This window comes from Streptomyces sp. NPDC023838 (assembly GCF_040639555.1).
Lineage (GTDB): Bacteria > Actinomycetota > Actinomycetes > Streptomycetales > Streptomycetaceae > Streptomyces.
Map to the genome: position 1 here is coordinate 115,366 of NZ_JBFAAD010000013.1, position 22,912 is coordinate 138,277.

Sequence of the window (22,912 nt, forward strand, 5' to 3'; positions counted from 1 at the left end):
TTCCTAGGTAAGTACGGCGTGTCGTCTGTGCGGTGGGCCGGGGCGGCGCGTACCGGCTACTCGGCCGCGCGTACGACCACGGCCGAGTTGAAGCCGCCGTAGCCGCGGGCCAGGACCAGCGCGGTGCGCACCGGCGCGGTACGCGGCTGCCCCAGGACCAGGTCCAGGTCGTACTCGGCGGCCGGGTCGATGTGCACGGTGGGCGGGATGACCCCGTCCTTGATGGCGAGGAGGGCCGCGGCCAGGTCCAGCGGGGCCGCGCCCGAGTAGAGCCGTCCGGTCATCGTCTTGGGCGCGGTCACCGCGACCCCCCGGGTGCCGAAGACCGCGCCCAGGGCCTCGGCCTCCTGGCGGTCGAGCTCGGGGTCGGCGGCCGCGTCGGCGAAGACCACGTCCACGTCGCCCGGGGCCACCCCCGCGTCGGCCAGGGCGAGTTCGATGGCCTTGCGCAGCCCGGGCGGGCGGCCGGAGCCGGCCTTCGGGTCGATGGTCGAGCCGTAGCCGGAGACCTCGCCGTAGATCCGGGCGCCGCGGGCGCGGGCCGCCTCGGCGTCCTCCATGATCAGGATCGCGCCGCCCTCGCCGGGTACGTATCCGGCGGCGTCGCGGTCGAAGGGCAGATAGGCGCGGTCCGGCTCCTCGCTGGTGGAGAGCCGGTCGCTGGCCAGCTGGGCCACCCAGCCCCAGGGGCAGACCGAGGCGTCGATGGCGCCGGAGACGATCAGCGAGGTGCCCTTGCGGATCTGCCGCCGCGCCTGCGCCACCGCGTCGAGCCCGCCGGCCTGGTCGCTGACGACCACGCCGCTGGGGCCCTTCATCCCGTTGCGGATGGAGATCTGACCGCTGTTGACCGCGTAGAACCAGGCGAAGGACTGGTACGCCGAGACGTACTGGCTGCCCTTGGACCACAGGGCCTGGAGCTCGCCCTGGCCGAACTCGAAGCCGCCGGCCGCGCTCGCGGTCACCACGCCCATGTCGAAGTCGGGGAGTTCGGCCGGGGTGATGCCCGCGTCGGCGAGCGCCCAGTCGGCCGCGACCAGCGCCAGCCGGGTGACCCGGTCGGTCTGCGGGAGCAGCCGGCTCGGCAGCAGGTCCTCCGCGACGAAGCCGGGGACCTCACCGGCCAGCTTGGCCGGGTAGGACGACGGGTCGAAGCGGGTGATGCGGCCGATGCCGCTCTTGCCACCGACGGTCGCCGCCCAGTAGTCCTGGATGCCGAGCCCGTTGGGGGACGCCACCCCCAGGCCGGTGACCACCACGGACGACGTCATGCGAGCTTCCTCTCGGGACGGGCGAGCACCACGGCGCTCTGGAAACCGCCGAAGCCGCTGCCGACCGAGAGGACCGCGTCGGTCTTCCGGTCGCGGGCGGTCAGCGGGACGTAGTCCAGGTCGCACTCGGGGTCGGGCGTGTGCAGGTTCGCCGTGGGCGGCACGACGTTGTACTCCATGGCCAGCGCCGACGCGGCGATCTCGATCGAGCCGATCGCGCCGAGCGAGTGCCCGACCATCGACTTGATGGAGCTCATCGGCGTCCGGTACGCGTGGTCGCCGAGGATCCGCTTGACGGCCGCCGTCTCGTGGCGGTCGTTCTGCTTGGTGCCGGAGCCGTGGGCGTTGATGTAGTCGATCTCTTCGCCGTTCATCCGCGCCTCGTCGAGCGCCACGCGGATCGCCTCGGCCATCTCCGCGCCGTCGGGGCGCAGTCCGGTCATGTGGTACGCGTTGGAGCGCGTGGCGTAGCCCGCGATCTCCGCGTAGATGTGGGCGCCGCGCCGCTGCGCGCTCTCCAGCTCCTCGAGGACGAAGAAGGCGGTGCCCTCGCCGAGCACGAAGCCGTTGCGGGAGTTGTCGAACGGCCGCGACGCCGTCTCGGGCTCGTCGTAACGGTTGGTCGTCGCCTTGATCGCGTCGAAGCACGCCATGGTGATCGGCGAGATCGGCGCGTCCGAGGACCCGGCGATCATGACGTCGGCGGAGCCCTCGCGGATCAGCTCGACGGCGTAGCCCACCGAGTCGATGCCGGAGGTGCAGCCGGTGGAGACCACGGTGCTGGGGCCCTCGGCCCCGACGGCCCAGGCCACCTCGGCCGCGAACGAGCTCGGCACCAGGTGGTTGTAGAGGTGCGGGGCGGCGTACTGGTGGTCCACCAGGTCGAGCCGGCCGCCGTCACTGACGACCCGGTACTCCTCGTCGAGGCCCATGGTCGCGCCGACCGCGCTGCCGACGGTCACGCCGATGCGGTACGGGTCGAGGCCGGCGAGCTCAAGCCCGCTGTCGGCGACCGCGCCGCGCGAGGCGACCACCGCGAACTGCCCGGCACGGTCCATGCGCCGGACCTCCTGCGGGCTCAGACCGTGCTCGTACGGATCGAAGTCGATCTCGGCGGCCACCCGGGAGCGGAACGGCGTGGGGTCGAAGAACGTGATCCCGCGCGTCGCCGTACGGCCCTCGCTGAGGAGGCTCCAGAAGTTCTTGGTGCCGATTCCACCCGGGGCGAGCACCTCCATCCCCGTGATGACGACCCTGCGAGGCGTTGTCACGCGCCCGCCTCCCAGTTGTAGAAGCGGGCGGCCATGGCGTCGGCGGGCGAGCGCCAGGTGGCCGGGTCGTACGCCTGGATGAACGGCTTGAGGTCCTCACTGATCCCGACGAACCGCGGGTCGTTCTTCGCGGCCTCGATCAGCTGACCGCCGTTGTCCGCGTCGAAGTCCTGCAAGTGGAAGTAGAGGCCCCGGTACGAGAACAGCTGGCGGCGCCGCGTTCCCATCCGGTGCGGCATGTCCGTCGCGTCGAACTCGGCGAACAGCTTGGCGACGTCGGTGCTCGAACCGGGTTCCATGCGGGCGACGATCAGCGTGCTGTGCATACGTTTTCGCTCCTCAGCGGTTGCGGTTGATCCGGCACTGGCCGCGTTCTTGGCGCGTACGACGTCGGACGCGCCCGGATACGAGGGCCATGAACGGGAGTTGAGCGAGAGGATCAGCGGTGGCGAACCACGCCCCGGATCATGTATTCAAGGGTCTTCTGATCCCGCTCGCCGTTCAAGGCGCCCCGGTTCAGGTCTACGTCCGGTTCGGTCAGGTTCCGCAAATACACCGCAGCCATGTCAGAGAACCGGCAGCGATGAGCAGCTGAGCGCAGCGGAATTGTCACGTCGGCGTCAGATGTCGTCAGGTCGCGAACCGGAGCGTCTCCCCTGTGCGCCCGGTCCCGGAAAGCCGGAACGCCCGGCTCCTGGAGAGGAGCCGGGCGCTTTGTGGTGCTGTGGTGGCGCGAGGTGTTACTCGCCGGCCGCGCGGGTGTGGACCACGCGGTAGGTGTTGGAGTCCACCGACGTCAGGAGCGAGCCGGTGCGCTTCTCGGCGTCCTGGCGGGCGGCGGGCTTGTCGGCCTGCGGCACGGCCTGGTAGGCGTCGAACGCCTCCTTGCTCTCCCACTGCGAGTACGAGACCACGAAGGAGCCCTCGAGCCCTCGGGCGGCGATGCCCTTGAGGATCGTGTGGGAGACGTAGCCGGGAACGTCGCTCAGGAACTTCATCGACGGGCCGAGCGCGTCGACCAGGTCGTCCTGGTCCTTCTCCTCGACACCGAAGACCGCGATCACCGTGTAGTCGGAGCGGGCCGGGGAGATCTCGACGCCGTCGCCCGACTTGGTCTGCGAGTACGCGATCTCGTTCTGCAGCAGGCGGATCGAGGTGGTCAGCTCGCCGAAGAGCGGCAGCGTACGGTGCTTGAACTCCTCACCGTCGTACCGGTCCTCCAGGTCGGCGCGGCTGCGCCACTGGATGAAGTTGGCCGTGCCCGGCTTGTCCACACCGGCGTGCACGGTGGAGGACATCCAGCCCGGGTAGGCGGCGGAGTCCACGATCTCGCGCATCGCTCCGAGCAGCCCCTCCTGCTTCTCCGGGGCGTCCGTCGAGAAGAGGTTGAGGACGGTCAGGTTCTTGTCATCGGAGGAAATCTTGGGCATGTTCTTCGCTTCCTTCGGGTGTTCGGATGAAAGGGAATGAGGCCCTGCTCAGTTGGGCCGGCCGAACCATCGGTTGAGGGCTTCGGCGAGCCCCTCCGTGCGCGACGCGGAGGAGGCGACCCAGGCGACATAACCGTCGGGACGCACAAGGAAGGCGTCCAGACCGGCGTCGCAGTCGTGTGGCTCGGCGGTGACCGTGGTGACCCGGTCGGCCCAGCCCGCGGCGAGCTCCCGCAGGCGGGAGTCGTCGGCGAGGTCGAACAGGATGGCCTTGCCGGCCGCCAGCAGCTCGAAGTTGGTGGTCTTCTTGCCCTCGACCACCAGCTCTTCGTCCTTGAGACGGCGGCCGAGGAGCGGATGGTCGCCCTCGCCCACGTCATGGCGGATGTCCAGTCCGGTGACCATCCCGATCAGCGTCTTCTGGACGTCCTCGAACCCGGTGAGCTCGGTGAAGACGTCGAGCAGCGGGGTGATCTCGTCGCCGCCCAGGTAGAGGATCCGCTGGGCGAGCGTGTTGGTGAGGACCCGGGCACCGACCGGGTGGCGCTCGGAGTGGTACGTGTCGAGCAGGCCCTCGGGGGCCTGGCCCTTGATCTCCAGGGCGAGCTTCCAGCCGAGGTTCACCGCGTCCTGCACGCCGGCGCTCATTCCCTGGGCGCCGATGGGCAGATGGATGTGCGCGGCGTCGCCGGCCAGGAAGACCCGGCCCTTGCGGTACTCGGCGGCCTGGCGGCTCACATCCGTGGTGGTGGAGACCCAGTGCACCGTGGCGCCGCTGATGTCCTCGCCGGACAGGCGCTTGAACGTCTCGGCCACCTCGTCGAAGGTGATCGGGTCCGGGCTCTTGCGCAGCGGCTCGCTGCGGTCGAAGTAGACGATCCGGCAGCGCTCCGGGCCGAGCGGCAGCACCATGACCATGCCGCCGGGCACCCGCTCGCCGCTGAAGCGCGGGCGCAGCGGCACCCCGCTGATGTCGGCGAACCGGAGCTCGATGGCCGGGTCGGTGCCCGGGAAGTCGATGCCCGCGAGCTTGCGCACCGCACTGCGGGCGCCGTCCGCGCCCACCAGGTAACGGCCGCGCAGCGTGGCCGGCCCGTCGGGCGTGGTGACCTCGACGGTGACCCCGTCGGCGCCGTCCTCAAGACCGGTGACCTCGACCCCGCGGCGGACCTCGGCGCCCAGCTGCCCGGCCCAGCCGGCCAGCACGCCCTCGGTGCGCGACTGGGGGATGCCCCGGGCGCCGTACGAACCGCCCTCGACCAACCGGTAATCGATGGACACTCCGCCGAAATGGCCGACCGGAATGACGTCCACACCACCGAAACGCTCCAGCAGTCCGCGCTGGCCGAATTCCTCGATGGTACGCGCCGAGAATCCCAGAGCGCGCGACTGCTGTATCGGCTCGGCAAGGCGATCGACGACAATCACGGACACGCCGTTCAGGCGCAGTTCGCCTGCGAGCATGAGTCCAGTGGGGCCGGCTCCCGCGATAATTACGTCCGCGTCAAAGTTATCCATCTACCCTCTTCCGACTGGCGTTTCTCCAGTATCCCGAGGGGTCCGGCGAGCGTAAATAGCTGCTAGTACAGGCCTTTGACAAGTACGTCAACTCTGCTACAAGGAGTCTTGGTCAGAGGCCTGTTCCGGAGTCATCCTCAACCATGACCTCAAGCCAATCCACCGCCGATGTGGCGGGACTCCTGGACCGCTACCTGATCAATCTGGACGACGACAAGCTCGACGACGCCTGGGCCCGGGGGCTGTTCACCGAGGACGCCGTGGTCGAGTTCCCGATGAGCCGGCACGAGGGGATCGCGGGCCTGGCCGAGTACCACAGCACGGCGCTGGCGGCGTTCGCCCGCACCCAGCACATCAACTCGCCCGCCGTGGTCGAAATCGACGGCGACCGGGCCTCTTTGCGCGCCAACATCGTCTCCACGCACGTGCACCACCCCTCCGACCATCCGGAGGACGCCGACCGCGCCCCGATATTCGCCAACGGCAGCCTGGTGAGCGCCGAGGCCCGCCGCACCCCGGACGGCTGGCGCCTGAGCCTGCTGTCGCTGCGCATGATCTGGGTGACCGGCACCCCGCCCCGCAAGGGCTGACCGCCCACGACACGCAGAGCGCGGCGGTACGGGGAGCGCCTCCCCGTACCGCCGCGCTCTGCTTGGCAGTTGCTGCCCGCGTCTTGCCTATACGTTCAGGACCTATACGTTCAGGACCTACACGTTCAGGACCTATACGTTCAGGCTCATCACCCGGTCGACCCGGATCTCGACCACCACGCGGCCGGGCGGGTTGGGCGGGCCCGAGCGGTAGCGGCGGGCGTAGCGGCGCGCGCCCTCGGTGACCCGGGCCGGCTCCTCGGACACCACCGCCGAGCCCTCCAGGGTGACCCAACTGAACCCGGCCACCTGGCAGATGGCGACCCGGCCGCCGGGAGCCGCGATCAGGTTGCGGGCCTTGCGGGACGAGGACACCGTCATCACTCGGGCGAGCCCCGCCTCCGCGTCCCAGGTGAACCGCACCGGCGCCACGTGCGGGGACCCGTCGGGCCGGATGGTGGTCAGCGTGCCGATGTGCGGCTCCGACAGGAATGCCTCCACCGACGCCGACACCTCCGGCGCACTCGTACGCCCCAGGGGCAACGACATCGTGTTCTTCCTTCCGTCTCACTGCGACTACCAGGCCATTGTCAACACCCGGGGCCGACCTGGGGAACCGACTGGGCAACTGCGAACCGCATACCCCAACTGGCGGGAAGTCGGGGCTGGTTGAGTGGGTTGCGGCAGGGCATAGTAGAGTCAAGCGGAGGGAGGTTCCGTATGCCAACGTCAACGCCAGTCAGTGAGAGTGGTCCTCGCCGGCTCCGGGCTGACGCGGAGCGCAACCGGGCCCGGGTCCTGAACGCGGCGCGCGAGCTCTTCGCGGAACGCGGCGCCAACGTGTCCATGGACGAGGTGGCCCGGCACGCCGAGGTCGGCGTGGGCACGCTCTACCGCCACTTCCCCACCAAGGAAGCCATGGTGGTGGCGGCCTCCCAGCAGCGCTTCGGCGAGATCCTCACGTACTACCGCACGGTGTGCCGCGAGTCGGCCGAGCCGCTTGAGGCGCTCCAGATGCTGCTCACCCGGGTCGGCGAGGTGGAGGCGCGCGACCGGGGCTTCGCCAGCGTCGTCGGCGGCACGCTCGGCTCCGAGGGTCCGCCCAGCACCATGCGGGCCGACCTGGAGGCCGAGCTGGTGGACCTGGTCGGCAAGGGCCAGGCGGCCGGCTCCATCCGGCGTGACATCGCGGGCGCCGACATCCTCGCCCTGACCTGCGGCCTCACCTCGATCGTGCACCGGCGCAGCGGCGACTGGCGGCGCTACATCGACATCGTGCTCGACGGCCTGCGCTCGGACCACGCCACGCCGTAGCGGCCGGCCCAGGGGCGTGCGGCGCGGCCGGTGGCGCCCGTGGGCGGGCCGGATGTCAGACCCGTCCTGTTGTATGGGGGCATGAACGACACGAGCACCACGGATCCGCGCACCCAGGCCGACGCCGTCCTGGCCCGCCTCGTCGGCGACCCCACGGGAGCGGCCCGGCTGCGCGAGGACCAGTGGCGCGCCATCGAGGCGCTCCTCGCCGGGCGGCGGGCGCTGGTCGTCCAGCGCACCGGCTGGGGCAAGTCCGCGGTGTACTTCGTGGCGACCTCGCTGCTGCGCGAGCGCGGCAGCGGCCCGACCGTGATCGTCTCGCCGCTGCTCGCGCTGATGCGCAACCAGGTGGAGGCCGCCGCCCGCGCGGGCATCCGCGCCCGCACGATCAACTCGTCGAACACCGAGGAGTGGGAGACCGTCCAGGCCGAGGTGGCCGCGGGCGAGGTCGACGTCCTCCTGGTGAGCCCGGAGCGGCTCAACAACCCGGACTTCCGCGACGAGGTGCTGCCCAAGCTCTCGGCCGCGACCGGCCTGCTCGTGGTGGACGAGGCGCACTGCATCTCGGACTGGGGCCACGACTTCCGCCCCGACTACCGCAGGCTGCGCACCATGCTCGCCGAGCTCTCCCCGGGCGTCCCGGTCCTCGCGACGACGGCGACGGCCAACGCGCGCGTGACGGCCGACGTGGCGGAGCAGCTGGGCACCGGCGCGGACACCGACGCGCTGGTGCTGCGCGGCCCCCTCGACCGCGAGAGCCTGAGTCTGAACGTGCTGTCGCTGCCGGACGCGGCGCACCGGCTGGCCTGGCTCGCCGACCACCTGGACGAGCTGCCGGGCTCCGGGATCATCTACACGCTGACGGTGGCGGCCGCCGAGGAGATCACCGCGTATCTGCGTCAGTGCGGGCACACGGTCGCCTCCTACACGGGCCGCACCGAGAACGCGGACCGCCAGCAGGCCGAGGACGACCTGCTGGCCAACCGGGTCAAGGCGCTGGTCGCCACCTCGGCCCTGGGCATGGGCTTCGACAAGCCGGACCTGGGCTTCGTGGTCCACCTGGGCTCGCCCTCCTCCCCCATCGCCTACTACCAGCAGGTGGGCCGCGCGGGCCGCGGGGTGGAGCACGCGGAGGTGCTGCTGCTGCCCGGCCAGGAGGACGAGGCGATCTGGCGCTACTTCGCCTCGGTCGCCTTCCCGCCCGAGGAGCAGGTCCGCCGCACCCTGGACGTGCTGGCGCAGGCCGGCCGCCCGCTCTCGCTGCCCGCCCTGGAGCCGCTGGTCGAGCTGCGGCGCACCCGGCTGGAGACCATGCTCAAGGTCCTCGACGTGGACGGCGCGGTCCACCGCGTCAAGGGCGGCTGGACGTCCACCGGACAGCCCTGGGTGTACGACGCGGAGCGGTACGCGTGGGTGGCCCGCCAGCGCTCCGCCGAACAGCAGGCGATGCGGGACTACGCGTCGACGACGGACTGCCGGATGGAGTTCCTGCGCCGCCAGCTCGACGACGAACAGGCGGCCCCGTGCGGCCGCTGCGACAACTGCGCGGGCGCCCGCTTCACCGCCGACGTCTCCGGGAAGGCGCTGGACACGGCCCGGGGCGAGCTGGGCAGGCCGGGCGTCGAGGTCGAGCCCCGGAAGATGTGGCCAACCGGACTCGCGGCGGTCGGCGTCGACCTCAAGGGCCGTATCCCCGCGGGCGAACAGGCCTTCCCCGGCCGGGCGCTCGGCCGCCTCTCGGACATCGGCTGGGGCAACCGGCTGCGCCCGATGCTCGCCCCCCAGACCCCGGACGGACCGGTGCCGGACGATGTGGTCGACGCCGTGGTGACCGTCCTGGCCGACTGGGCCAAGGGCCCCGGCGGCTGGGCGGCCGGCGGCCCCGACGCGCCGCCCCGGCCCGCGGGAGTGGTCACCGTCGCCTCGCTCACCCGGCCCCGGCTCGTGGAGTCGCTGGGCGCCCGGATCGCGGAGGTCGGCCGCATGCCCCTGCTCGGACGCGTGGAGTACGGGGAGGAGGCCGCCGGGGTCCGCGTGCCCGCCTCCAACAGCGCCCAGCGGGTGCGCGCCCTGCACCACGCGTTCACGGTGCCGGACGAGCTGGCGCGGGCGGTGCGGGAGGCGGGTGGCCCGGTGCTGCTCGTCGACGACCGCTCGGACACCGGCTGGACGCTGGCGGTGGCGGCGAGGTTGCTGCGCAGGGCGGGAGCTCAGGGGGTGTTTCCGCTGGTCCTCGCCGTGCAGGGGTGACCACTTGAGGTCCGGTGCGTGACCGGGGGTGCGGCTGGGCAGGGATATGAGCGTCATACCCTCCGATTCCAGTCAGCGGCTCCATTTGCTCGTTGCCGCGTGCCCGCGAGCCAGCGAGAATTGGAGCCGCGCCACAACGGTGGACCCGCTCTCCCGGGCCGTGCCGTGCTGCGCCCTCACCCGACCCTGCCCGCACTGTGGGCGCGTATCCGGAAGGGAGGACCGTGACCTTCGGATTCGCTCCGTCCGCAGCCTCGGCAGGCGCGTCGTCCCTCGTGTCGGCGGCCTCGGGAAACCGTCTCGCCAGGATGCTGGAGCCCGCGGAGTGGGCGGCGGCGGGTATTCCGCTGCTGCGCAACCCCCGCGAGGTGGTCAGCGGGCTGCACACCCGGCACCGCCCGACCCTGTCGACGGCCGTGATCGCCGTCCTGGACCACGAGGAACGCCTCGCCGCCAGCGCCTCGTTCGCGCGGCGTCCGGGCGCCGCCGACGGCTGGGAGTTCCGCAACGCGCTCCTCGCGCACCTGCGCCGGGTGATCCCGCACGACCTGCGCCGCCGGACCCCGGTGCGCACCGCCGTGCTGCTCTACTGCCGTGACGGCGACGAGCGTTGGACCGAGGAGGACGGCGCCTGGATGTGGGGCCTGCGGGACGCCTGCACCCTGCACGGGCTGCGCTGCGGCGCGTACATCACGCTGACGCGCGGCGGCTGGCAGGTGCTGGGCGAGGGCCGCGGCGGCCGCCGCCCCAGCTCCACAAGCCGCCCCGGCTCCCTGTCGGACACGGACCCCGACCCGCTGCCCCTGCGCAGCGGCTCGGCGGAGGCCCTACGCAGGGTGGCAGCGCGCTAGCGCGCCGATGGGGGCGCGGGGGTGGTGCGGTGCGTGTCGCCGCCGCGCGAGCGCGACCAGCGCCCTGTAAGGGGCGCGGGACTGTGACATGTGCGGCTCCGCCACGCGCGCGCGACCAGCCCCCACCGGCCCGCACACGAAGAACCGCCCCCCGCGGAGCCCCTGCGAAGCGTCCGGCGGAGCGCCCCGCTCAGACCCCTGCGCCGAGCGCGGTGTTGATCCGCTGCGGGTCACCGCAGACGATCAGCAGCGCCCCCGCGCGCTCGCGCGCGAGCGGCAGCGCGCCGACGGCCGCGTCATCCCCGCCGTTGACGGCGACGATCACCACGGGCCGGCCGGCCGCACGCGCAGCGGACGCGGCGTCCGCGTAGAAGACGTCGTCGCGGGCGTCGTGCTGCGCCCAGTACGACTCCTCGCCGAAGGACAGCTCGTGCGCCGCCCACGGGTGCGGGTCGCCGGTGGTGAGGACCAGGATGTCGCCCGGCGCGCGGCCGGTGTCGAGCAGCAGGTCCACCGCCTCGCCCGCGGCGTCGACCGCGCCCTCGGCCGGGGCCGGGATCAGCTGGACCTGCGGCCCGGAAGCGGTCTCCGGACGGGGGGCCTGGGGCTGCGCGGCGGCGTGCGTGCGCTGCGCGGGGGGCGTGGGCCGGGCGGGACCGGGGCCCGGAGTTCCGGGACGCGGCGCGGCCGCGGTACGCGGACCAGGAACGGGACGGGGGGTCGGCGCGGTGCGGCCGGCGGCCGGAGTGACGCGGGGACCCTGGGCGCTCTCGTGAATCTGAGGCTCCTCGGGGATGAGAGGCATGGGTAAAGGTCTATCAAACGCCGGTGAATGGGGCACCACCGGGTGGGCACAAAAGTGCGATCGGGGCGGAGTCTCCCCGTAAAGGGCGGGGAAAGTCCAGGGATTTCAGAAGTCGAAGCCGAGCTGGCCCCCGCTTTCCAGTGCGGCCGCCGCCGCGGAGACCCGGACCTTCCTCAAGTGCCGCCAGCGCGGCAGCGCGTCGAGGTACGCCCAGGACAGCCGGTGGTACGGGGTCGGCCCCCGCTCCTCCAGCGCCGTCTTGTGCGTGGGCGAGGGGTAACCGGCGTTGTCGGCGAAGCCGAACACCTCGTACTCCCCGGCCACTGCCCCGAGTTCGGCCATCATCGCGTCCCGGCGCACCTTGGCGATCACCGAGGCGGCCGCGACCGCGATGCAGGACTGGTCCCCCTTGATGACGGTACGGACCCGCCACGGCTCGCCGAGGTAGTCGTGCTTGCCGTCGAGGATCACCGCCTCCGGCCGTACCGGAAGCGCGTCCAGCGCGCGGACGGCGGCGAGACGGAGCGCGGCGGTCATCCCGAGCTCGTCGATCTCCTGCGGCGAGGAGTGCCCGAGCGCGTACGACGTCACCCAGGTCTCCAGCTCCCCGGCCAGTTCGAGGCGGCGCTTGGGGCTGATCAGCTTGGAGTCGGTCAGGCCCTCGGGCGGTCGGCGCAGCCCCGTGATGGCGGCGCACACCGTGACGGGACCGGCCCACGCCCCGCGTCCGACCTCGTCGACACCGGCAATGATCTTGAATCCGGTGGTGGCGCGAAGCGAGCGCTCGACGGTGTGGGTGGGTGGTTCGTACGGCATGGCGCCAGCAAGGTTACGCCGCCCGGGCCGCCGAGGACACCCCGGCCACCCCGTGCCACACGATGACCGCGCCCGGACCCGGTGATCAGGCCGTTCCGGCCCGCAGCAGCGGCACCATCACGTGATCGATCATCTCCGCGACCGCCTCGTCCGGCCATTCGCTTCCGCGTACCTTCGCGCGGAACATCATCAGCCCGGGGATCACATCGAAGATCACCTCCGCCGTGGCGTCGGGCCGCACGTCGCCCCGCTCGATTCCGCGCTGCACGGCCTCCTGGAAGAGCCGCTGGGCGGGCTCGACCAGGCGCCGCAGCACCATCCCGTGGAACCGCTCGGCGCTGGCGGCGTCGCACTCGTAAAGCACCGAGCGCAGCGCGAACCCCGACCGTGAGTACATCGCCTCGCGCAGCCGCAGACAGAGCTGGTAGAGGTCCTCGCGCACCGAGCCGTGGTCGTCGGCCCGGTCCAGATCCGGCAGCCCGGACCGCAGCGCGTCGGCCACCAGCTCCGCCTTGGAGGACCAGCGCCGGTAGACCGCGGCCTTCCCGGTCTGCGCGCCGGCGGCCACGCCCTCCATGGTGAGGGCGTTCCAGCCGACCGTGCTCAACTGCTCCAGGGCCGCGTCGAGGATCGCCCGCTCCAGGACGGGACCCCGGCGGCGCGGCGAGACCTGCGGGGCCTCGACGGCAGCAGTCCAGCGCGAAGTAGCCATCGTCTTCTCTCCGTTGGGGACGGGACCGCCTTCCATGGTGGTCGCCGACCAGCCGTTTGACCAGGCACGGCGTCCCGGAACACCCCGTACGAGGGTCGCCACCCCGCCGCCTGCCTGCCCCAACTCCCCTTAGTGAACGCTTGTGTTCACTCTTTCCGGCTCGCTAGGGTCTCCCATAGTGAACGGTGGCGTTCCTACAACGCCGTTTCCTGGTACGTCTCAAGGGGATCCTTTATGACGTCAGATCAGATAGACGCGAAGCCCGGCGCCCACGCACCCGAACCGCACCCCTCGCGCCCGGACCGCCCCGGCATCGCCCTCGCGGTCATCGCGATGTGCCAGCTGATGGTGGTCCTGGACGCGACGATCGTGAACATCGCGCTCCCCCACATCCAGACCTCCCTCGGCTTCTCCACCAACGACCTGACCTGGGTCATCAACGCCTACGCGCTGACCTTCGGCGGGCTACTCCTGCTCGGCGGCCGCGCCGGTGACCTCCTCGGCCGGCGCCGGATGTTCATCACCGGCATCCTGGTCTTCACCCTCGCCTCGCTGCTCGGCGGCTTCGCCCAGGAGCCCTGGCAGCTGCTCGCCGCTCGCGCCCTGCAGGGCATCGGCGGCGCGATCGCCTCCCCCACCTCGCTCGCCCTGATCGCGACCACGTTCCCCGAAGGCCCCGAGCGCAACCGGGCGTTCGGCGTCTTCTCGGCGGTCTCCGCGGGCGGCGGCGCCATCGGCCTGATCGCCGGCGGCATGCTCACCGACTGGCTCAACTGGCGCTGGGTGCTCTTCGTCAACGTCCCCATCGGCCTGGTCATCGCCGCGCTCGCGCCCCGGTACATCCGTGAGTCCGAACGCCATTCCGGCACCTTCGACCTCGCCGGGGCGTTCACCTCCACCGGCGGCATGGCCGCGCTGGTCTACGGGTTCATCCGGGCCGCGAGCGACGGCTGGCGCGACGGCCTCACCCTGGCGTCCTTCGGCGCGGCCGTGGTCCTGCTCCTCGCCTTCGTGGCGGTGGAGCGCCGCTCCGCGCAGCCGATCACCCCGCTGCGGATGTTCGCCGACCGCAACCGCTCCGGTACGTACGTGATCATGCTGAGCCTCGCCGCGGCCATGTTCGGCATGTTCTTCTTCATCGTGCTCTTCGTGCAGAACGTGCTGCACTACAGCCCGGTCAAGGCCGGAGTGGCCTTCTTCCCCTCGACCCTGGCCATCGTCCTCGCGGCGGGGCTCGCCACCAACCTGCTGCCCCGCATCGGCCCCAAGCCGATCGTGGTCACCGGTTCGCTGATCACGGCGGGAGCCATGGCCTGGCTGACCCTGATCGACCCGGACAGCACCTACACCGGCGGCATCATCGGCCCGCTGCTGCTGTTCGGCTTCGGCATGGGCCTCAACTTCGTCACCCTGACGCTGACCGCCGTCTCCGGCATCGCCGACAGCGAGTCGGGAGCCGCGTCCGGCCTGCTCAACACCACCCAGCAGGTCGGCGGCGCGCTCGGTCTGTCCATCCTGACCACGGTCTTCGGCACCGCGAGCCGCGACGAGGGCAAGACCCAGCTCAAGGACTTCCTCGCACACGGCTCGCCCGAGCAGAAGGCGACCTTCGCCAAGTCCCACCAGCTGCCCGCGCCCTGGAGCGACGAGGTCCTCGCCCACGGCATCGGCACGGCCTTCATCGCCGCCGTGGCCCTGGTGTCCCTCGCCGCGCTGGTCGCCCTCTTCGTCATCCAGGTCCGCAAGAGCGACCTGGAGGCGCTGAGCGGCAAGGCGGGGGCACCGGCGGGCTGACGGCGACCACCGCCGGCCCGGCGGCGCCGGGCGCAGGCCCGCCCGATGCGAACCGGCCCAATGCGAACCGGCCCAGCGCCAACCGGCTCAGCGCGCGGCCGTCGTCGGGACCCAGTCCGGCAGCTCCTCGGTCCGCGCCAGCCACTCGGCCGGGGGCGCCCCGGCCTTGCAAGCCGCGATCACCCCGCCGACGATCGCGCAGGTGGTGTCCACGTCGCCGCCCGCCTGCGCGGTCGTCCAGAACGCCTTCTCGAAGTCCCCGAGCGAGCGCGCCGCCGACCACAGGGCGAACGGCACCGTGTCGTGCGCACTGGTCCGGCGCCCGCACCCGAGCACCGCGGCCACCGTCCCCGCGTCCCCGTAGTCCAGCATGTCCCGCGCCCTCCGCAGCCCCGCGCCGACCGCGCTGCGCGGCACCAGCGCCACGACACCGTCGAGCAGGTCGGCCGGGGTCGGCGGGCCCGCCGGATCGGCGGCGAGCGCGGTGGCCGCGGCCACCGCCATCGAGCCCACCACGGCCTCGCGGTGCTGGTGGGTGGTGTACGAGGAGATCTCGGCCTGGTGGGTCGCCTGCTCCGGGTCGTCCGCGTACCAGGCGCCCAGGGGCGCGATCCGCATCGCGGAGCCGTTGCCCCAGGAGCCCTGCCCGTTGAAGAGCGCGGCGGCCAGCTCCCGCCAGTCCCCGCCCTCCCGGATCAGCCGCAGCATCCGGTTGACGGCCGGGCCGTATCCCCGGTCGAAGTCGTGGTGCTCGGCGAAGGAGCGGGCGAGCCGGTCCTGGTCGATCCGGCCGTGCGCGGCCAGTACGGCGAGGACCGAGCAGGCCATCTCGGTGTCGTCGGTCCACTGCCACGGGCCGGCGGGCAGCTCGCGCCGTTTGAGCAGCGGATAGTGGGCGGGGACGAAGAACTGGGAGCCCAGGGCGTCTCCCACGGACAGCCCGCGCAGGCTGGCCAGCGCGCGTTCGAAGCGTGCGTCGAGTGTGGAGTCAGCGGTCATCGCACACCCACTCTAACCGGTGATGCCGTACGGCTCGGGGACGCGCCACCGCTCGAACTGCCGGTCCAGCGTGTACCGCCCGTCCGCGCCCAGGAGCAGCGTCCTCGTCTCCGCGTTGCCCGGGTTGGAGAGCGACTCGAAGTCCGCCACCGTCCAGTGGAACCAGCGCATGCAGAAGAGCCGCATCGTCAGGCCGTGGGTGACCAGCAGGACGTTCGGCGGGTGGTCCGGCGCCTCGAAGCTGCGGTGCAGGCTCTCCAGGAACGAGCCCACCCGGTCGTAGACGTCCGCCCCCGACTCGCCCTGTGCGAAGCGGTAGAAGAAGTGTCCGTACGCGTCCCGGTAGGCCTTCTGCAGACGTACGTCGTCGCGGTCCTGCCAGTTCCCCCAGTCCTGCTCGCGGAGCCTGGGCTCCTCCCTGATCCGCACGAGCTCCGGGTCGAGCCCGAACGCCTGGAACGTCTCGTGCGCGCGCCGGTAGGGCGAGACGTAGACGCTGACGCGCTCGCGGCCGAATATCTCGCGCAGCCCCTCCCCGGTCGCCCGGGCCTGGCGCCGCCCGGCCGCGGTGAGCCGCAGCGCGTGGTCGGGCTCGCGCTCGTACACGGTGTCATCGGCGTTCCCCTCCGACTCGCCGTGCCGGACGAGGACGATGCGACGCGGTCTTGCCATGCGTCAACCCTAGATCGCCGGTCCGACATTCGAGCAGCCGTCCGGCCGCCATCCGGCGTATCGCTCACACCGTCCAGCTGGGATTCAGGTCGACGACGGCCCCGGTCAGGCCCGCCACGTCGGCCTCCGTCCCCGCGCGCAGCGAGAGCCGCTCGACCCGGTCGGCCCGGTACTTGCCGTGCTCGGCCGCCGACCGCCACATGGAGAGCACCAGGAACTCGTGGCCCGGCGCCTCCCCGAACATCCCTCGCAGCATCCCCGGCGACCCGGCCATCGCCGGGTTCCAGATCCGCTCCTGCGCGTTTCTGAAGTGCTCGACGCGGTCGGCGTGCACCCGGCAGTGCGCCACCCGCACCACGTCGGCGTCGGTGAAGCGCGGCTCGAAGCCGGTCTTCACGTCGAAGCGGTGGTCGAACAGCTTGGCGCGCGCGTCCCTGTACGTGCCGGACTGCGCGGCGGCGAGCCGGTCGTGCGAGCGCGCCATGAAGGAGTCGTAGAACGGGCGGCTCTCCCAGAACGAGAAGACGTGCGCGACATCGGGCCGCCCCCGGCTCCACCCGCCGCCCTGGCCCCGGAATCCCGGCTCCCCCAGCAGCCCCGCCCACTTCCGCTGCCCCCGGTCGAAGCCGGGACGGTCGACCACCGTGCAGCGAATCCACTTGACCAGCACCGCGCCATCGTACGGCCCGCGCGCACGGCGAAGACCCCACTCCGGCCGACCGGCTCCCCCCGCGCGCGTGGCAGCATGGTCAGTGAGCGGCCGACAACGGGCCGTCATGGGGAGGGGTTTGGGGATGAGCGGATTCAGCAAGGGCCTCGGCAAGGTCGAGGTGGCGCTGCGGTGGGACCCGAGCCCGTTCGGCACCCCGGCCCACGACCTCGATGTGATCGCCGCCGTCTACACGGCGTCCGATCCGTACGGCAGCCCCGCCTATCTGGTGCACTTCGACAGCCGCTCCCCCGACGGCACGGTCTATATGAGCCGCGACAGCACCACCGGAATGGGCTTCGGGGACGACGAGGTGCTGACGCTGGAGTTCGACCGCCAGCCGGAGGCACACGCCCGGATCGTGGTCGGCGTGGTCATCCAGCAGCGCCCGGAGCGGCTCGTCTTCGCCGACGTGGCCAACCCCGAGGTGCACATCCGCGAGGGCTACACGGAGCTGGCGCGCGCCGACTTCTCCGCCGTCCCCGACAGCACGGCCGCCACCGTCGCGGAGTTCGTCCGGACCGAGGGCGGCGCCTGGGTGTTCCACCCGGCCGTGCGCGGCTTCGACCTGGACCCGGACGCGTTCACCGCCGCAATGGGCGCACGGGCCGTTTGACTCCTACGTACGTAGTACGTAGGTGAAGCACAGGGGAACCCCCTGAACGCCCGCGTGGGGACCGGCAGTTCACCGGTCCCCACGGGGCAGGGCCTCTCAGCCCTCAGGAGCGCTCGGGCCCACGAGCGCCCGTGATCAGCTGCAGCCGCTGGTCGAGCCGCAGCCCTCGCAGATGTAGCAGGAGCCGGCCCGCTGCATCTTCGTACCGCAGGAGAAGCAGAGCGGCGCGTCGGCGCTGACGCCGAGCTGCATCTCGACGAGCTCGGCCGAGTTGTGCACGGCCTTCGGAGGCTCGACGACCGCCGGCTTGGGCGCGGCGACGGCCTTCAGGGTCTCCGTCTGGCGGGGGGCGGACTGGGCCAGGCCCTCGACGTCCACCTCCTCGTCCTCCAGGGTCGGCTCGTACGAACCGGTCTCCAGGTGACGCTGACGCTCCTCGGCGGAGTGGATGCCCAGCGCCGAGCGGGTCTCGAACGGCAGGAAGTCCAGCGCCAGGCGGCGGAAGATGTAGTCGACGATCGACTGCGCCATCCGCACGTCCGGGTCGTCGGTCATGCCGGCCGGCTCGAAGCGCATGTTGGTGAACTTCGAGACGTACGTCTCCAGCGGCACGCCGTACTGGAGGCCGACCGAGACGGCGATCGAGAAGGCGTCCATCATGCCCGCCAGGGTCGAGCCCTGCTTGGACATCTTCAGGAAGACCTCGCCCAGGCCGTCGTCCGGGTAGGAGTTGGCGGTCATGTAACCCTCGGCGCCACCGACCGTGAAGGAGGTGGTGATGCCGGGACGGCCCTTGGGTAGACGCTTGCGGACCGGGCGGTACTCGACGACCTTCTCGACGGCCTTGCGGATCTCCGCCTCGGCCTTCTCGGTGACCTCGGTCTTCTCCTTCTCCTTGGTCTTGGCGGAGAGAGGCTGGCCGACCTTGCAGTTGTCGCGGTAGATCGCGAGCGCCTTGACGCCCATCTTCCACGCCTCGAAGTAGACCTCTTCGACGTCCTCGACGGTCGCCGTCTCCGGCAGGTTGACCGTCTTGGAGAGCGCGCCGGAGATCCACGGCTGGATGGCCGCCATCATGCGGACGTGGCCCATCGCGGAGATGGAGCGCTCGCCCATGGCGCAGTCGAAGACCTCGTAGTGCTCGGTCTTCAGACCGGGGGCGTCGATCACGTTGCCGTTCTCGGCGATGTGGGCGACGATCGCCTCGATCTGCTCCGGCTGGTAGCCGAGGCGGCGCAGCGCCTGCGGGACCGTGCCGTTGACGATCTGCATCGAGCCGCCGCCGACCAGCTTCTTGAACTTGACCAGCGCGAGGTCGGGCTCCAGGCCGGTGGTGTCGCAGGACATCGCGAGACCGATGGTGCCGGTGGGGGCGATGACCGACGCCTGCGCGTTGCGGAAGCCGTTCTTCTCGCCCAGGCGGACCACGTCCTGCCAGGCCTCCGTGGCGGCGGCCCAGATCGGGGAGTCCAGGTCGTCCATGCGCACGGCCGTGGCGTTGGCGTCGGCGTGCTGCTTCATGACGCGCTGGTGCGGCTCGGCGTTGCGGGCGTAGCCGTCGTACGCGCCGACGACCGCGGCCAGCTCGGCGGAGCGCTTGTACGAGGTGCCGGTCATCAGCGAGGTGATGGCGCCGGCGAGGGCGCGGCCGCCGTCCGAGTCGTACGCGTGGCCGGTGGCCATCAGCAGGGCGCCGAGGTTGGCGTAGCCGATGCCCAGCTGGCGGAAGGCCCGGGTGTTCTCGCCGATCTTCTGCGTCGGGAAGTCCGCGAAGCAGATGGAGATGTCCATCGCGGTGATGACCAGCTCGACGACCTTGGAGAACCGCTCGACCTCGAAGGACTGGTGGCCCTCGCCGTCGTCCTTGAGGAACTTCATGAGGTTCAGCGAGGCGAGGTTGCAGGACGTGTTGTCCAGGTGCATGTACTCGCTGCAGGGGTTCGAGCCGTTGATGCGGCCGGACTCCGGGCAGGTGTGCCAGTGGTTGATCGTGTCGTCGTACTGGATGCCCGGGTCGGCACACGCCCACGCCGCCTCGGCCATCTTGCGGAAGAGCGACTTGGCGTCGACCTCCTCGATGACGTCACCGGTCATCCGGGCGCGCAGCCCGAACTTGCCGCCGGTCTCGACGGCCTTCATGAACTCGTCGTTCACCCGTACGGAGTTGTTGGCGTTCTGGTACTGGACGGACGTGATGTCGTCGCCGCCCAGGTCCATGTCGAAGCCCGCGTCGCGCAGCGCGCGGATCTTCTCCTCCTCCTTCACCTTGGTCTCGATGAAGTTCTCGATGTCGGGGTGGTCGACGTCGAGGATGACCATCTTGGCCGCGCGGCGGGTGGCGCCGCCCGACTTGATGGTGCCGGCGGAGGCGTCCGCGCCGCGCATGAAGGAGACCGGGCCGGAGGCGTTGCCGCCGGAGGACAGCAGCTCCTTGGAGGAGCGGATGCGGGAGAGGTTCAGGCCGGCGCCGGAGCCGCCCTTGAAGATCATGCCCTCTTCCTTGTACCAGTCGAGGATCGACTCCATGGAGTCGTCGACGGACAGGATGAAGCAGGCGGAGACCTGCTGGGGCTGCGGGGTGCCCACGTTGAACCACACGGGGCTGTTGAAGCTGAAGACCTGGTGCAGGAGGGCGTACGCCAGCTCGTGCTCGAAGATCTCGGCGTCCGCGGGCGAGGCGAAGTAGCCGTGGTCCTCCCCGGCCTTGCGGTACGTCTTCACGATCCGGTCGATGAGCTGCCTGAGGCCGGTCTCGCGCTGCGGGGTGCCGACGGCCCCGCGGAAGTACTTGCTGGTGACGATGTTGACCGCGTTCACCGACCAGAAGTCGGGGAACTCGACGCCACGCTGCTCGAAGTTGATCGAGCCGTCGCGCCAGTTGGTCATGACGACGTCACGACGCTCCCAGGCCACCTCGTCGTACGGGTGCACGCCGGGGGTGGTGTGGATGCGCTCGATGCGCAGACCCTTGCTCGCCTTGGAACCCTTGGTGCGGGATCCTCGTGCCGGGCCGCTCGTCGTCTCTGTCATGCCGCCTCCCATACGCGGGCGAAAACGCCCAAAAGTGCCCGAATGTTCCCGTGGCACGGTGTGTGTCTGGTGTCCCGGGCACCGCGCAGAGCGCCCGTGACAGGTCTGGATTGCCGCCGATCGGCGACCGGGGTGCGCCGGTCAGTCGGCGGCGGTGGCGGGCACGGGGACCTCGGGGGTCACTCCGGCCACGCGCGCGTCCGCGTCGTCCGCGGGAGGCCGTTGTTCGCGCAGTTCCGCGATGGCGGCCTCGAAGTCGTCAAGGGTGTCGAACGCCCGGTACACGGACGCGAAGCGCAGGTACGCGACGAGGTCGAGCTCCTGCAACGGGCCGAGTATGGCCAGACCCACGTCATGGGTGGTCAGCTCGGCGCTGCCGGTGGCGCGCACCGCCTCCTCGACCCGCTGGCCGAGCTTGGCGAGGGCGTCCTCGGTGACCGGCCGCCCCTGGCACGCCTTGCGGACGCCAGAGATGACCTTGGTGCGCGAGAAGGGTTCGGTGACGCCCGACCGCTTGATCACCATCAGCGAGGCCGTCTCCACCGTCGTGAAGCGACGGGAGCAGTCGGGGCACTGACGGCGCCTGCGGATCGACGTGCCGTCGTCGGTGGTCCGGCTGTCGACGACACGGCTGTCGGGGTGCCTGCAGAAGGGGCAGTGCATGGATCCCAACCCTCCTTCGCAGCACGACTGAATAGCCCCGCCGGGCCTGAACAGGCCCCGCGAAGCAGCCACAAGCATAGGCGATGGCCGCGGTCCGGGGGACCAGCGACCACAACTTCTGGGTGGCGGTGCCAATCCAACCACTAGATCTTGGGTTTTGCCGCCAACTGCCCACTACCGCGTGTCGCGGAGCGGTCGCGCAGGGAACAGAGTCGAGGGGCGCGATTCCCGCCCGTGTCCACGCGGGCCCGGAGGGCGACGGAGCACCGGCCCGGAGCCGCGCGCCGGGCGCGCCCGACGCCGGTTCCGGGCGACCGGATGGCAGACTGGGAGCCGGTACCGGCCATCGCGTCGCGGTCGTACGTACGCACGGCCCGGCGGCCGTCGGCGACGCTCCCGGGCGGCGCCCTCGGGCTCCGGTATCCAGTGGTGAAGGGTACCGTAATCGACCGAATTGCCTGCCCACCGGCCCCGGCAAGGGTGCCCGCATACACCCGTCTCCATCATCACGTCACGCTTTCTGCGATTTTTCACTCGAACGTGTGTTTGGCGCAACCTTTCGAAAGCAACTACCGTTGTCCAGCTAGGGAGACCATTTCGAGAGGGGCCGACGTGACCACCACCGCAGACAGTGCCACCATCACTGCCCAGGACCGCTCCCAGACCCGACTTGAGCCGGTGCATGCCATGAATGACGCAGTCACGAACCAGGAGGGCGGCGACCCGGCGCGGGCCACGCGCTCGCTGCCCGGCCGACCTCCGGGCATCAGGGCGGACAGCTCCGGTCTCACCGACCGGCAGCGGCGGGTCATCGAGGTCATCCGGGACTCCGTCCAGCGGCGGGGGTACCCGCCGTCGATGCGGGAGATCGGTCAGGCGGTGGGTCTCTCCAGCACGTCCTCCGTCGCCCACCAGCTCATGGCCCTGGAGCGCAAGGGCTTCCTCCGCCGCGACCCGCACCGCCCGCGGGCGTACGAGGTGCGCGGCTCGGACCAGCCCAGCACGCAGCCGACCGACACCACCGGCAAGCCCGCGGCCTCCTATGTGCCGCTGGTCGGCCGGATCGCCGCCGGTGGCCCCATCCTCGCCGAGGAGTCGGTCGAGGACGTCTTCCCGCTCCCGCGCCAGCTGGTCGGCGACGGCGAGCTCTTCGTCCTGAAGGTCGTGGGTGACTCGATGATCGAGGCCGCGATCTGCGACGGCGACTGGGTCACGGTGCGCCGCCAGCCGGTCGCGGAGAACGGCGACATCGTCGCGGCGATGCTGGACGGCGAAGCCACGGTGAAGCGGTTCAAGCGCGAGGACAACCACATCTGGCTGCTCCCGCACAACGCCGCGTACCAGCCCATCCCCGGCGACGAGGCCACCATCCTCGGCAAGGTGGTGGCAGTGCTGCGGCGGGTCTGACCGACCCGCCGGCGAGGACCGGCCCCGGGACCCCCTGCGCCGGTCCCGGGGCCCTGCTGTGCCTAGGCTTCCAAGGGGCGCGGCTGTGACAATGTGCGGCTCCCCAGCGCGGGCGCGACCAGCCACCCATGGTCCGCGGCCGAACGCGGCGCAAGGGGCGCGGGGCTGCGACAACGTGCGGCTCCGCCACGTGG

General features: G+C 71.3%; 21 protein-coding genes. 7 read left to right on the forward strand and 14 right to left on the reverse strand.

Annotation, left to right across the window (positions count from 1 at the left end):
* Nucleotides 1-56: 56 nt before the first annotated feature.
* The 5 genes from AB0G17_RS18360 to AB0G17_RS18380 form a co-directional block, all read right to left on the reverse strand.
* Nucleotides 57-1,271: a ketosynthase chain-length factor gene (locus AB0G17_RS18360; protein ID WP_361383178.1), complete on the reverse strand. Its 1,215-nt coding sequence runs from the start codon at nucleotides 1,269-1,271 to the stop codon at nucleotides 57-59.
* Nucleotides 1,268-2,542 carry a beta-ketoacyl-[acyl-carrier-protein] synthase family protein gene (locus AB0G17_RS18365; RefSeq protein WP_361383181.1) on the reverse strand — a complete coding sequence of 425 codons (1,275 nt, stop codon included), beginning with the start codon at nucleotides 2,540-2,542 and terminating at the stop codon, nucleotides 1,268-1,270. Before AB0G17_RS18365 ends, AB0G17_RS18360 begins: the two co-directional genes overlap by 4 nt.
* Nucleotides 2,539-2,868, reverse strand: coding sequence for a TcmI family type II polyketide cyclase (locus AB0G17_RS18370; protein WP_361383184.1), 330 nt, complete (start codon nucleotides 2,866-2,868; stop codon nucleotides 2,539-2,541). Before AB0G17_RS18370 ends, AB0G17_RS18365 begins: the two co-directional genes overlap by 4 nt.
* A gap of 414 nt (nucleotides 2,869-3,282) precedes the next feature.
* Nucleotides 3,283-3,972, reverse strand: coding sequence for an antibiotic biosynthesis monooxygenase family protein (locus tag AB0G17_RS18375; RefSeq protein WP_361383188.1), 690 nt, complete (start codon nucleotides 3,970-3,972; stop codon nucleotides 3,283-3,285).
* Between the two features lie 48 nt (nucleotides 3,973-4,020).
* Nucleotides 4,021-5,490, reverse strand: coding sequence for an FAD-dependent monooxygenase (locus tag AB0G17_RS18380; protein WP_361383192.1), 1,470 nt, complete (start codon nucleotides 5,488-5,490; stop codon nucleotides 4,021-4,023).
* A gap of 143 nt (nucleotides 5,491-5,633) precedes the next feature.
* Here AB0G17_RS18380 and AB0G17_RS18385 point away from each other — a divergent pair, with 143 nt between their 5' ends.
* Nucleotides 5,634-6,080, forward strand: coding sequence for a nuclear transport factor 2 family protein (locus tag AB0G17_RS18385; protein WP_361383195.1), 447 nt, complete (start codon nucleotides 5,634-5,636; stop codon nucleotides 6,078-6,080).
* 132 nt (nucleotides 6,081-6,212) lie between these two features.
* Here the strand turns inward: AB0G17_RS18385 and AB0G17_RS18390 are convergent, their stop codons facing one another.
* Entirely contained in the window at nucleotides 6,213-6,629 is a 417-nt protein-coding gene (locus tag AB0G17_RS18390) for a TIGR03618 family F420-dependent PPOX class oxidoreductase (RefSeq protein WP_361383198.1), read from the reverse strand.
* A 171-nt stretch (nucleotides 6,630-6,800) separates the two neighbouring features.
* Here AB0G17_RS18390 and AB0G17_RS18395 point away from each other — a divergent pair, with 171 nt between their 5' ends.
* From AB0G17_RS18395 to AB0G17_RS18405, 3 genes are all read left to right on the forward strand, one after another.
* Nucleotides 6,801-7,394 (forward strand): helix-turn-helix domain-containing protein, encoded by a 594-nt coding sequence (locus AB0G17_RS18395; protein WP_361383201.1) that lies wholly within the window; start codon nucleotides 6,801-6,803, stop codon nucleotides 7,392-7,394.
* An 81-nt stretch (nucleotides 7,395-7,475) separates the two neighbouring features.
* Complete coding sequence (locus tag AB0G17_RS18400) at nucleotides 7,476-9,644, forward strand: RecQ family ATP-dependent DNA helicase (protein ID WP_361383204.1); 2,169 nt, start codon at nucleotides 7,476-7,478, stop codon at nucleotides 9,642-9,644.
* A 224-nt stretch (nucleotides 9,645-9,868) separates the two neighbouring features.
* On the forward strand, nucleotides 9,869-10,495 hold the full coding sequence (locus AB0G17_RS18405; RefSeq protein WP_361383207.1) for a hypothetical protein: 627 nt from the start codon (nucleotides 9,869-9,871) through the stop codon (nucleotides 10,493-10,495).
* Nucleotides 10,496-10,685: 190 nt separating this feature from the next.
* Here the strand turns inward: AB0G17_RS18405 and AB0G17_RS18410 are convergent, their stop codons facing one another.
* From AB0G17_RS18410 to AB0G17_RS18420, 3 genes are all read right to left on the reverse strand, one after another.
* Entirely contained in the window at nucleotides 10,686-11,300 is a 615-nt protein-coding gene (locus AB0G17_RS18410) for a hypothetical protein (protein ID WP_361383210.1), read from the reverse strand.
* Nucleotides 11,301-11,405: 105 nt separating this feature from the next.
* On the reverse strand, nucleotides 11,406-12,116 hold the full coding sequence (locus AB0G17_RS18415; protein ID WP_361383213.1) for a ribonuclease HII: 711 nt from the start codon (nucleotides 12,114-12,116) through the stop codon (nucleotides 11,406-11,408).
* Between the two features lie 85 nt (nucleotides 12,117-12,201).
* Entirely contained in the window at nucleotides 12,202-12,828 is a 627-nt protein-coding gene (locus AB0G17_RS18420) for a TetR/AcrR family transcriptional regulator (RefSeq protein WP_361383216.1), read from the reverse strand.
* A 234-nt stretch (nucleotides 12,829-13,062) separates the two neighbouring features.
* Here AB0G17_RS18420 and AB0G17_RS18425 point away from each other — a divergent pair, with 234 nt between their 5' ends.
* Complete coding sequence (locus AB0G17_RS18425; RefSeq protein WP_361383219.1) at nucleotides 13,063-14,622, forward strand: MFS transporter; 1,560 nt, start codon at nucleotides 13,063-13,065, stop codon at nucleotides 14,620-14,622.
* 87 nt (nucleotides 14,623-14,709) lie between these two features.
* Here the strand turns inward: AB0G17_RS18425 and AB0G17_RS18430 are convergent, their stop codons facing one another.
* From AB0G17_RS18430 to AB0G17_RS18440, 3 genes are all read right to left on the reverse strand, one after another.
* Entirely contained in the window at nucleotides 14,710-15,621 is a 912-nt protein-coding gene (locus AB0G17_RS18430) for an ADP-ribosylglycohydrolase family protein (protein WP_361383222.1), read from the reverse strand.
* A gap of 12 nt (nucleotides 15,622-15,633) precedes the next feature.
* A complete protein-coding gene (locus AB0G17_RS18435) occupies nucleotides 15,634-16,293 on the reverse strand; it encodes a histidine phosphatase family protein (RefSeq protein ID WP_361383225.1) in 660 nt (219 codons plus the stop codon).
* 64 nt (nucleotides 16,294-16,357) lie between these two features.
* The gene (locus AB0G17_RS18440; RefSeq protein WP_361383228.1) at nucleotides 16,358-16,963 is read right to left on the reverse strand and encodes a YdbC family protein; all 606 of its coding nucleotides are present in this window, start codon (nucleotides 16,961-16,963) and stop codon (nucleotides 16,358-16,360) included.
* Nucleotides 16,964-17,087: 124 nt separating this feature from the next.
* Here AB0G17_RS18440 and AB0G17_RS18445 point away from each other — a divergent pair, with 124 nt between their 5' ends.
* Nucleotides 17,088-17,618 (forward strand): TerD family protein, encoded by a 531-nt coding sequence (locus tag AB0G17_RS18445; RefSeq protein ID WP_361383231.1) that lies wholly within the window; start codon nucleotides 17,088-17,090, stop codon nucleotides 17,616-17,618.
* A 135-nt stretch (nucleotides 17,619-17,753) separates the two neighbouring features.
* Here the strand turns inward: AB0G17_RS18445 and AB0G17_RS18450 are convergent, their stop codons facing one another.
* Both AB0G17_RS18450 and nrdR read right to left on the reverse strand, forming a co-directional pair.
* Nucleotides 17,754-20,648: a vitamin B12-dependent ribonucleotide reductase gene (locus AB0G17_RS18450; protein ID WP_361383234.1), complete on the reverse strand. Its 2,895-nt coding sequence runs from the start codon at nucleotides 20,646-20,648 to the stop codon at nucleotides 17,754-17,756.
* 141 nt (nucleotides 20,649-20,789) lie between these two features.
* The gene (nrdR, locus tag AB0G17_RS18455) at nucleotides 20,790-21,311 is read right to left on the reverse strand and encodes a transcriptional regulator NrdR (protein ID WP_361383237.1); all 522 of its coding nucleotides are present in this window, start codon (nucleotides 21,309-21,311) and stop codon (nucleotides 20,790-20,792) included.
* A 612-nt stretch (nucleotides 21,312-21,923) separates the two neighbouring features.
* On the opposite strand from nrdR, the gene lexA reads away from it, so the two are divergent.
* Nucleotides 21,924-22,718 carry a transcriptional repressor LexA gene (gene lexA, locus AB0G17_RS18460; RefSeq protein ID WP_067165097.1) on the forward strand — a complete coding sequence of 265 codons (795 nt, stop codon included), beginning with the start codon at nucleotides 21,924-21,926 and terminating at the stop codon, nucleotides 22,716-22,718.
* Nucleotides 22,719-22,912 lie beyond the last annotated feature (194 nt).

Excerpts from the sequence above, each read along its gene's own strand:
- AB0G17_RS18360 (WP_361383178.1), bottom strand. The coding sequence starts at position 1,271 with ATGACGTCGTCCGTGGTGGTCACCGGCCTGGGGGTGGCGTCCCCCAAC.
- AB0G17_RS18370 (WP_361383184.1), bottom strand. The coding sequence starts at position 2,868 with ATGCACAGCACGCTGATCGTCGCCCGCATGGAACCCGGTTCGAGCACC.
- AB0G17_RS18375 (WP_361383188.1), bottom strand. The coding sequence starts at position 3,972 with ATGCCCAAGATTTCCTCCGATGACAAGAACCTGACCGTCCTCAACCTC.
- AB0G17_RS18380 (WP_361383192.1), bottom strand. The coding sequence starts at position 5,490 with ATGGATAACTTTGACGCGGACGTAATTATCGCGGGAGCCGGCCCCACT.
- AB0G17_RS18385 (WP_361383195.1), top strand. The coding sequence starts at position 5,634 with ATGACCTCAAGCCAATCCACCGCCGATGTGGCGGGACTCCTGGACCGC.
- AB0G17_RS18390 (WP_361383198.1), bottom strand. The coding sequence starts at position 6,629 with ATGTCGTTGCCCCTGGGGCGTACGAGTGCGCCGGAGGTGTCGGCGTCG.
- AB0G17_RS18395 (WP_361383201.1), top strand. The coding sequence starts at position 6,801 with ATGCCAACGTCAACGCCAGTCAGTGAGAGTGGTCCTCGCCGGCTCCGG.
- AB0G17_RS18400 (WP_361383204.1), top strand. The coding sequence starts at position 7,476 with ATGAACGACACGAGCACCACGGATCCGCGCACCCAGGCCGACGCCGTC.
- AB0G17_RS18410 (WP_361383210.1), bottom strand. The coding sequence starts at position 11,300 with ATGCCTCTCATCCCCGAGGAGCCTCAGATTCACGAGAGCGCCCAGGGT.
- AB0G17_RS18415 (WP_361383213.1), bottom strand. The coding sequence starts at position 12,116 with ATGCCGTACGAACCACCCACCCACACCGTCGAGCGCTCGCTTCGCGCC.
- AB0G17_RS18420 (WP_361383216.1), bottom strand. The coding sequence starts at position 12,828 with ATGGCTACTTCGCGCTGGACTGCTGCCGTCGAGGCCCCGCAGGTCTCG.
- AB0G17_RS18425 (WP_361383219.1), top strand. The coding sequence starts at position 13,063 with ATGACGTCAGATCAGATAGACGCGAAGCCCGGCGCCCACGCACCCGAA.
- AB0G17_RS18430 (WP_361383222.1), bottom strand. The coding sequence starts at position 15,621 with ATGACCGCTGACTCCACACTCGACGCACGCTTCGAACGCGCGCTGGCC.
- AB0G17_RS18435 (WP_361383225.1), bottom strand. The coding sequence starts at position 16,293 with ATGGCAAGACCGCGTCGCATCGTCCTCGTCCGGCACGGCGAGTCGGAG.
- AB0G17_RS18445 (WP_361383231.1), top strand. The coding sequence starts at position 17,088 with ATGAGCGGATTCAGCAAGGGCCTCGGCAAGGTCGAGGTGGCGCTGCGG.
- AB0G17_RS18450 (WP_361383234.1), bottom strand. The coding sequence starts at position 20,648 with ATGACAGAGACGACGAGCGGCCCGGCACGAGGATCCCGCACCAAGGGT.
- nrdR (WP_361383237.1), bottom strand. The coding sequence starts at position 21,311 with ATGCACTGCCCCTTCTGCAGGCACCCCGACAGCCGTGTCGTCGACAGC.